Origin of the sequence: Paractinoplanes toevensis (genome assembly GCF_018332695.1) — a bacterium.
In the GTDB taxonomy this organism is placed as follows: domain Bacteria; phylum Actinomycetota; class Actinomycetes; order Mycobacteriales; family Micromonosporaceae; genus Actinoplanes; species Actinoplanes toevensis.
Genome location: NZ_BOQN01000024.1, coordinates 86,974 through 94,248, shown reverse-complemented (window position 1 = coordinate 94,248; position 7,275 = coordinate 86,974). Strand labels below are relative to the sequence as shown.

The 7,275-nt window shown below is 73.9% G+C and carries 6 protein-coding genes; 5 read left to right on the top strand and 1 reads right to left on the bottom strand.

All coding sequences use genetic code 11. The features are described from left to right. Nucleotides 1-213 precede the first annotated feature (213 nt). Entirely contained in the window at nucleotides 214-1,245 is a 1,032-nt protein-coding gene (locus Ato02nite_RS10290; protein WP_213006203.1) for a cation diffusion facilitator family transporter, read from the top strand. 129 nt (nucleotides 1,246-1,374) lie between these two features. Here the strand turns inward: Ato02nite_RS10290 and Ato02nite_RS10285 are convergent, their stop codons facing one another. Continuing rightward, nucleotides 1,375-4,080 (bottom strand): ATP-dependent RNA helicase, encoded by a 2,706-nt coding sequence (locus Ato02nite_RS10285; protein ID WP_213006202.1) that lies wholly within the window; start codon nucleotides 4,078-4,080, stop codon nucleotides 1,375-1,377. A 125-nt stretch (nucleotides 4,081-4,205) separates the two neighbouring features. Here Ato02nite_RS10285 and uraD point away from each other — a divergent pair, with 125 nt between their 5' ends. From uraD to Ato02nite_RS10265, 4 genes are read left to right on the top strand one after another with little or no spacing between them, the layout of a single operon-like run. Beyond that, a complete protein-coding gene (gene uraD, locus Ato02nite_RS10280) occupies nucleotides 4,206-4,715 on the top strand; it encodes a 2-oxo-4-hydroxy-4-carboxy-5-ureidoimidazoline decarboxylase (protein ID WP_213006201.1) in 510 nt (169 codons plus the stop codon). Further along, entirely contained in the window at nucleotides 4,702-5,064 is a 363-nt protein-coding gene (gene uraH / locus Ato02nite_RS10275) for a hydroxyisourate hydrolase (RefSeq protein WP_213006200.1), read from the top strand. Before uraD ends, uraH begins: the two co-directional genes overlap by 14 nt. Nucleotides 5,065-5,068: 4 nt before the next feature. Then, nucleotides 5,069-5,929, top strand: a complete 861-nt coding sequence (pucL, locus tag Ato02nite_RS10270; RefSeq protein ID WP_213006199.1) for a factor-independent urate hydroxylase — start codon at nucleotides 5,069-5,071, stop codon at nucleotides 5,927-5,929. Continuing rightward, nucleotides 5,926-7,275, top strand: coding sequence for an 8-oxoguanine deaminase (locus Ato02nite_RS10265; protein WP_213006198.1), 1,350 nt, complete (start codon nucleotides 5,926-5,928; stop codon nucleotides 7,273-7,275). Before pucL ends, Ato02nite_RS10265 begins: the two co-directional genes overlap by 4 nt.

The following is a 7,275-nucleotide window of genomic DNA, read 5'->3' as shown; positions in this document are numbered from 1 at the left end:
TGCGCGAGAGTCGCGGCACGTGCCGGTGTAGCGCGGCGCTGGCGTGGTGACGGCGGCCGGGTGATGGTGCGGTTGTCGACGGTGTCGCCCGTACCGGAAAGTGGGTTCGATTCTCGCGACCTCAGCCCCGAAGGCAGCTAGGCCTTGGTTGTTGCAGGTCGTTGGCGGTTGCCGCATTGTCGCGGAGCAACCCCCGCGCCTATCCTGAATGCCATGGACACGCACCAGCACGGCGGCCGGTGGCATCGCGTCAAGCACCTGATCACGCCGCACTCGCACGACAGCGCCGACCAGGTCGACTCCGCCCTGGAAGCGTCCCGGGCGGGCATGCGGGCCCTGTGGATCTCGCTCGGTGTGCTCGGCGCGACGGCGGCGGCGCAGGCGTTGATCGTGGTGTTCTCCGGCTCGGTCGCGCTGCTCGGCGACACCCTGCACAACGTCGCCGACGCGCTGACCGCGGTGCCGCTGGGCATCGCGTTCTGGCTCGGGCGGCGGGCGGCCACGCGGGCGTACACCTATGGTTTCGGCCGGGCCGAAGATCTTGCCGGCATCGTCATCGTGCTGGTCATCGCGGCGTCCTCGGTGACCGCCGCCTGGTTCGCGATCGACCGCCTGCTCGACCCTCGCACCATGACCCACCTGCCTTGGGTTCTCGGCGCCGGGCTGGTCGGCTTCGCCGGCAACGAGGTCGTGGCGCGCTACCGCATCACCGTGGGCCGGCGCATCGGCTCGGCCGCGCTGGTCGCCGACGGCCTGCACGCCCGCTCCGACGGCTTCACCTCGCTCGCCGTCGTGTTCGCCGCCGCCGGTGCCGGGCTCGGCTGGTCCTGGGCCGACCCGGTGGTCGGGCTGGTCATCACCGTGGCGATCGCGTTCGTGCTCAAGGACGCCGCCCGTGAGGTCTACCGCCGGCTCATGGACCGGGTCGATCCGGAGATCGTCGACCGGGCCGAGGAGGCGCTGCGGGCGATTCCCGGCGTCCGCGACGTGTCCGGGCTGCGCCTGCGCTGGATCGGCCACCGCATGCACGCCGAGGCGGCCGTCGTGGTCGGCGCCGACCTGAGCCTGCTGGCCGCGCACGAGATCGCCGCCGACGCCGAACACCAGCTCACCCACCACGTTCCGCGCCTGGTCAGCGCCACCGTCCACGTCGACCCGGACAGCCACCCGGGCGGCGAACACCACCTCGACCTGTCCCACGAGCGCCGCCACCGCCTGGCGGCAGCCACACGCCTAGCCTCCTAGGACGCCTGGGCCGGTTGTGCCGGCCCCGCGCGGCCGACACGCGCCTCGGCCGGGCCGGGCCAGTCGTGCCGCTCAGCCGGCGCTGGACCGGTCGTGCCGCTCGGCCGGCGCTGGACCGCTTGCGCTGGGTCAGCGGGAGCGGGGATTGACGCGTTTCGTCGGCTGGGCGGTGGTCGGGTCCTCGGGCCAGGGGTGGCGCGGGTAGCGGCCGCGGAGCTCGGCGCGAACCTGCGGGTATCCCTGCTGCCAGAACGACGCCAGGTCGCGGGTGACGGCCACCGGGCGCCCGGCCGGGGAGAGCAGGTGCAGGAGCACCGGGATCCGGCCGTCGGCCAGCTTCGGCGCGTCCTTCCAGCCGAAGGCCTCCTGCACCTTCACCGCCAGCACCGGCGCTTCCACATCGGAATAGTCCACCCGGACCCGGGAGCCGCTCGGCACCGGCAACCGCTCCGGTGCCACCTCGTCGAGCCGGCCCGCCACCGACCACGGCAGCAGCCGCCGCAGGGCCGCCGTCACGTCCAGCTTCGCCAGGTCGGCCCGTCGCCGCGCCGAACTCCGTTCCAGCCACTCGGCGGCCTGCCCGAGCAGTGCCTCGTCGGACACGTCCGGCCACGGATCGCCCAGCGCCGCGTGCGCGAACGCCAGCCGTTCCCGCAGCTCGACCGCGGTGCGTGACCAGGTCAGCAGGCCCAGTCCTTCGCGGCGCAGCCCGTCCGCCAGCGCGTCCCGCACCAGGGCCGGGTCGGGCTGCGCGATCCGCCGTTCGACCAGGGTGATCGCGCCGAGCCGTTGCACGGTGCGGGCCACCACATCGCCGTCCACCCAGGCGATCTCGGCGGTCTCGGTCAGCAGGGTCGCGGCGGCCTCCCGTGCGGTCGCCTCGTCGAGCGGTGCGCCGGCCCGGATGCGCGCCGTCCGGGCCCCGGCCGTGCGGTCGGCCGAGGCCACGGCCAGCCACGTCACTCCGCCGAGCGCGCTGCCCGGCCCCAGGTCACCGGCGGTGCCACCGGCCATGAGATACGACCGTCCACCGGCTTCCCGCACCCGGGCCACCCGCTCCGGATAGGCCAGCCCGACAACCAGCCCGGCCGCCAGATCATCCGGCACCCACCCGGCCGCCGCCTCTTCCCGCCGCCGGCTACCTCCACCGCCCGACCCACCCGCGCCGCTGCCGCTGCCGCCGCCGCTGCCGTCGGGCCTGGTGCCGCTGGCGGCGTCGCTGCTGCTGGCCGGAACAGAGTTGCCACCGGTGGCTGCCGTTGCCGGAATCGTGGTTGGGCTCTCCGCTGTGCCGGTTATGTCCGGCTCCAGGGCGGCGGCGGTGTCGGCCACCTCCGGGGCGGAGATGTCGTCGCTCGGCGTACGGTCCAGGGCTGCCGTCAGGCGGCGGACCTCGGACCGCCAGGTCGGGTCGCCGCCCGAGCGGGCCTGCCGCCACGCGGCGACCAGGTCGTCGGTGGTCGCCCGGTCGTCGTCGAGCAGGGCGACGATCTCGGCGGCCCGGCGGGGGCCGACCAGGGGCGCGCCGTCGTGCAGGGCCCGGGCCAGGCGTGGGTGCAGGCCGGCGTCGGCCAGGGCGCGGCCGCGGGCCGTGATGCGGCCGGATTCGTCCACCGCGCCCAGGTCGTGCAGGGTGCCGACCGCGGTCTGCATGGCTCCGGCGGGCGGGGCGTCGGGCAGCGCGAGGCCGCTGCCGTCGGGGTGCCCCCACAGCGCCAGATCCAGGGCGAACCCGGTCAGGTCGGCCGCCGCGATCTCCGGTTCCGGCTGGGCCGGCAGCCGGTCGTGCTGGGCTTGCGACCAGCACCGGTAGACCCGGCCGGGTGCTTCCCGGCCGGCCCGGCCGGCTCGCTGGGTCGCGGACGCCCGGGACACCGGCACGGTGACCAGGGCGCCGAGACCGCGCGCGTGGTCCATGCGGGGCACCCGGCTCAGGCCGGCGTCGACCACGGCCCGCACGCCGGGCACGGTCAGGCTGCTCTCGGCGACCGCGGTGGCCAGCACGACCCGCCGCCGCGGCCCGGGGCGCAGCGCGGCGTCCTGAATGGACCCGGGCTGCCGGCCGTGCAGCGGGATCACGTCGGCGTCGACCCCGCCGAGCCGGCCGGCCACCGTGTCGATCTCGCGGGCGCCGGGCAGGAAGACGAGGACGTCGCCGTCGCCGTCGGCCAGGGCGCGCCGGGTCGTGGCGGCCACGTGGTCGAGCAGGCGCGGGTCGACGCGCAGGCCGAGCGGCGGCGAGATCGGGGTGGCCGGGGGTGCCCAGTGCACGTCGACCGGGAAGAGGCGGGACTCGGCGCTGACCACGGGTGCGCCGCCGAGCACCTCGGCCAGGCGTTCCGCGTCGGCGGTGGCCGAGGTGGCCAGCAGCTGGAGATCGGGGCGCAGGGCGGCGCGCACCTCGACCAGGAACGCCAGGGCCAGGTCGGTGTCGAGATGCCGCTCGTGGCACTCGTCGAGGACGACCACCGTGGTGCCGGCCAGCTCCGGGTCGCGTTGCAGGCGGCGGACCAGGACGCCGGTGGTGACGACCTCGACCCGGGTGCGGCGGGAGACGCGGCGCTCACCCCGTACGGAAAAACCGACCTGTTGGCCGACCGCCTCGCCGAGCAACGACGCCATCCGGCGAGCGGCGGCTCGCGCCGCGAGTCGCCGCGGTTCGGCGACCACCACCCGGCCGTGCGTTCCGGCCAGGGCGAGCGGGACCAGCGTGGTCTTGCCGGTGCCGGGCGGCGCCACCAGGACCGCCGCCCCGGAACCGGTCAGCGATTCGCGAATTTGCGGCAGAAGGGTCCGGATCGGCAGATCGGGTAGGGCGGTGTCGGGGAGGAGCACGGGACCATGGTGACGCAGACTCACGGCGTGTTGCGGCCAGGGACGCGTTTGTGAATTCCCGCGCAAAGGTCTGCACTCGCACGACCGGGCCTGCTTGACTGATCGACACCAGGAGGGGGTCGGAGATGGATGCGGTCGAGGTTTTCAACGCTCTGCCGGCCGCACGCCTCGAGGAAGACCTTCTCGCCTGCTGCGCGGCGCCCGGGTGGGGCGCGGCGGTGGCGGCGAAACGGCCCTACCGCGAGCGACTCGAGATCATCTCGGCGGCCGACGCGGCGGCGCGCGACCTGAGTTGGGCCGAGGTGCGGGTGGGGCTGTCGGCGCACCCGCGGATCGGGGAGCGGGCGGCCGGTGATTCGAAGGAGGCGTCCTGGTCGCGGCGGGAACAGTCGGCGGCGGCGCAGAGTGCCGACGAGTTGACCAAGTCCGCGCTGATCGACGCCAACCGGGCCTACGAGGAGCGGTTCGGCCACGTGTTCCTGATCTTCGCGAGCGGCCGCACGCAGGAGGAGATCCTGGCGGCCGCGCAGGAGCGGCTGACCAACGACGAGGAGACCGAGCAGGTCATCGTGCAGGACGAGTTGCGCAAGATCGCGCTGCTGCGGCTGGAGCGGGTGCTCGATGCCCTCGGATGACGGCACGGAGCCCGAGTTCCACGCCAAGATCTCGACGCACATCCTCGACACGACGACCGGTGATCCGGCCCGCGACGTCTACGTCCGGCTCGAGCGCCGCGACTCCGAGGGCTGGCGCACGATCGCCGAGGGGCGCACCGACGCCGACGGCCGCCTGCGTTACCGCGTGCCGCTGCACGAGTGGCAGGCCGGCGGTTATCGCCTGTTCTTCTGGGTGGAGCCCTACCTGGGCGACGAGGGCTTCTTCCCGGAGGTCACCATCGCGTTCCACGTCCGCGACCCGGAGCGGCACTATCACGTTCCGTTGCTGCTCAGCCGTTACGGCTACACCACCTACCGAGGGAGCTGACGCCGTGGCGATCGTGCTCGGACCCAATCGCTACGGCAAGGCGGAGACGCGGCTGGTGCGCGTGTCCCGCGACGGCGACACCCATGCGCTGGTCGACCTCAACGTGAGTGTCGCGCTCTCCGGCGACCTGGCCGCCACCCACCTGACCGGCGACAACGCCGGCGTGCTGCCGACCGACACGATGAAGAACACGGTGTACGCGTTCGCCAAGAAACACGGCGTCGGCGAGCCCGAGGAGTTCGGCCTGCTGCTGGCCCGCCATTTCGTGGCCACCCAGCCGCAGGTGAAAGCGGCCCGGGTGAGCATCGAGTCGTTCGGCTGGCAGCGGCTCGGCCCGCACTCGTTCGCGCGCAAGGGCGATCACACCCGGCTGGCCTCGGTGCTGGTGACCGACGAGTTCGAGCAGGTCGTCTCCGGCGTCACCGGCCTGGTGCTGCTCAACTCGACGGCGTCGGAGTTCCGCGGTTTCCCCCGCGACGAATACACCACGCTGCCCGAGACCACCGACCGCATCCTGGCCACCGCGGTCGACGCCCGCTGGCGGCACCTGTCCGCGAGCGGTGACTTCGCGAAGTCCTACGCGGCTGCCCTCGACGCCCTGACCAGCGCGTTCGTGAACACCTACAGCAGTTCGCTGCAGCAGACGCTGTTCTCGATGGGCAGCCACGTGCTGTCCCAGCGGCCGGAGATCGCCGAGGTGCGGCTGGCGCTGCCCAACAAGCACCACTACCTGGTCGACCTGTCCCCGTTCGACCTCGCCAACGACAACGAGGTGTTCATCGCCGGTGACCGGCCCTACGGCCTGATCGAGGGCACGGTCACCCGCGACGACGCGCCCCCGGCCGCCGCGGAGTGGTATTCGTGATCATCATTGAGAACGCCGCGGTCGCCACCGTCGACGCGAACGACACCTACCACCCCGACGGGCACGTGGTGGTCGGCGACGACGGCCGGATCGTCGCGGTCGGCTCCGGGCACGCGGGCCGCTACCACGGTTCGGTGCGGCGGGTCGACGGCGCCGGCTGCCTGGTCACGCCCGGGCTGGTCAACACCCACCACCACCTCTACCAGTGGGTGACCCGCGGGCTGGCCCTCGACGAGACCCTGTTCGGCTGGCTGACCACGCTCTACCCGATCTGGGGCCGGCTCGACGCCGAGATCGTCGGCGCCGCGGCGGGCGCCGGGCTGGGCTGGCTGGCCCTGGCCGGCTGCACGACCAGCATGGACCACCACTACGTCTTCCCGCGCGACGGCGGCGACGTCCTCGAGGCCGAGATCGAGGCGGCCCGGCAGATCGGCGTCCGCTTCCACCCGACCCGCGGTTCGATGGACCTGAGCCGGAAGGACGGCGGCCTCCCGCCCGACAACGTCGTCGAGGACATCGACGAGGCCCTCGCGGCCACCGAGGCGGCGATCGACCGCTGGCACGACCCGTCGCCCGGCGCGATGCTGCAGATCGCGGTGGCGCCCTGCTCGCCGTTCTCGGTCACCCAGAAACTGATGAGCGAGGCCGCCGTCCTGGCCCGCCGCAAGGGCGTCCGCCTGCACACCCACCTGGCCGAGACCGACGACGAGGAAGACTTCTGCCAGGAGCGTTTCGGCTGCACCCCGGTGGAGTACGCGGAGCGCCTCGGCTGGCTCGGCGACGACGTGTGGCTGGCCCACGGCGTCCACCTCGACGACTCGGCGATCACCAAGCTCGGCGCGACCGGCACCGGCGTGGCGCACTGCCCGAGCTCCAACGCGCGGCTCGGGGCCGGCAGCGCCCGGGTGCGCGAGTTGCTCGACCATCGCGTCCCGGTCGGCCTCGGCGTCGACGGCGCCGCCTCGCAGGAGGTCTCCCACCTGGGCGCCGAGCTGCGGCAGGCGCTCTACACGGCCCGGTTGCGCGGCGGCCCGGCCGCGCTGACCGCCGCCGAGGCGCTGCGGCTGGGCACCATCGGTGGCGCCCGTTGCCTGGGCCGCGACGCCGACCTGGGCTCCCTCGAACCGGGCAAGCTGGCCGACCTGGTCCTGTGGCGTCTCGACGGCCTGGGCCACGACGGCATCGACGACAAGCGCGCGGCCCTGGTCTTCGGCCCGCCCGCCCCGGTCGAGCTGTCCCTGGTCGGTGGCAACCCCATCGTCGAGCGTGCGCAGCTGGTCCACGCCGACGCCGAGACGCTGACCCGCGCGGCGCGGCGAGCCCACCGCCGCCTTCTCCAGACTTAA

Coding starts and splice junctions, on each gene's coding strand:
- Ato02nite_RS10290 (WP_213006203.1), top strand. CDS start 214: ATGGACACGCACCAGCACGGCGGCCGGTGGCATCGCGTCAAGCACCTG.
- uraD (WP_213006201.1), top strand. CDS start 4,206: ATGGATGCGGTCGAGGTTTTCAACGCTCTGCCGGCCGCACGCCTCGAG.
- uraH (WP_213006200.1), top strand. CDS start 4,702: ATGCCCTCGGATGACGGCACGGAGCCCGAGTTCCACGCCAAGATCTCG.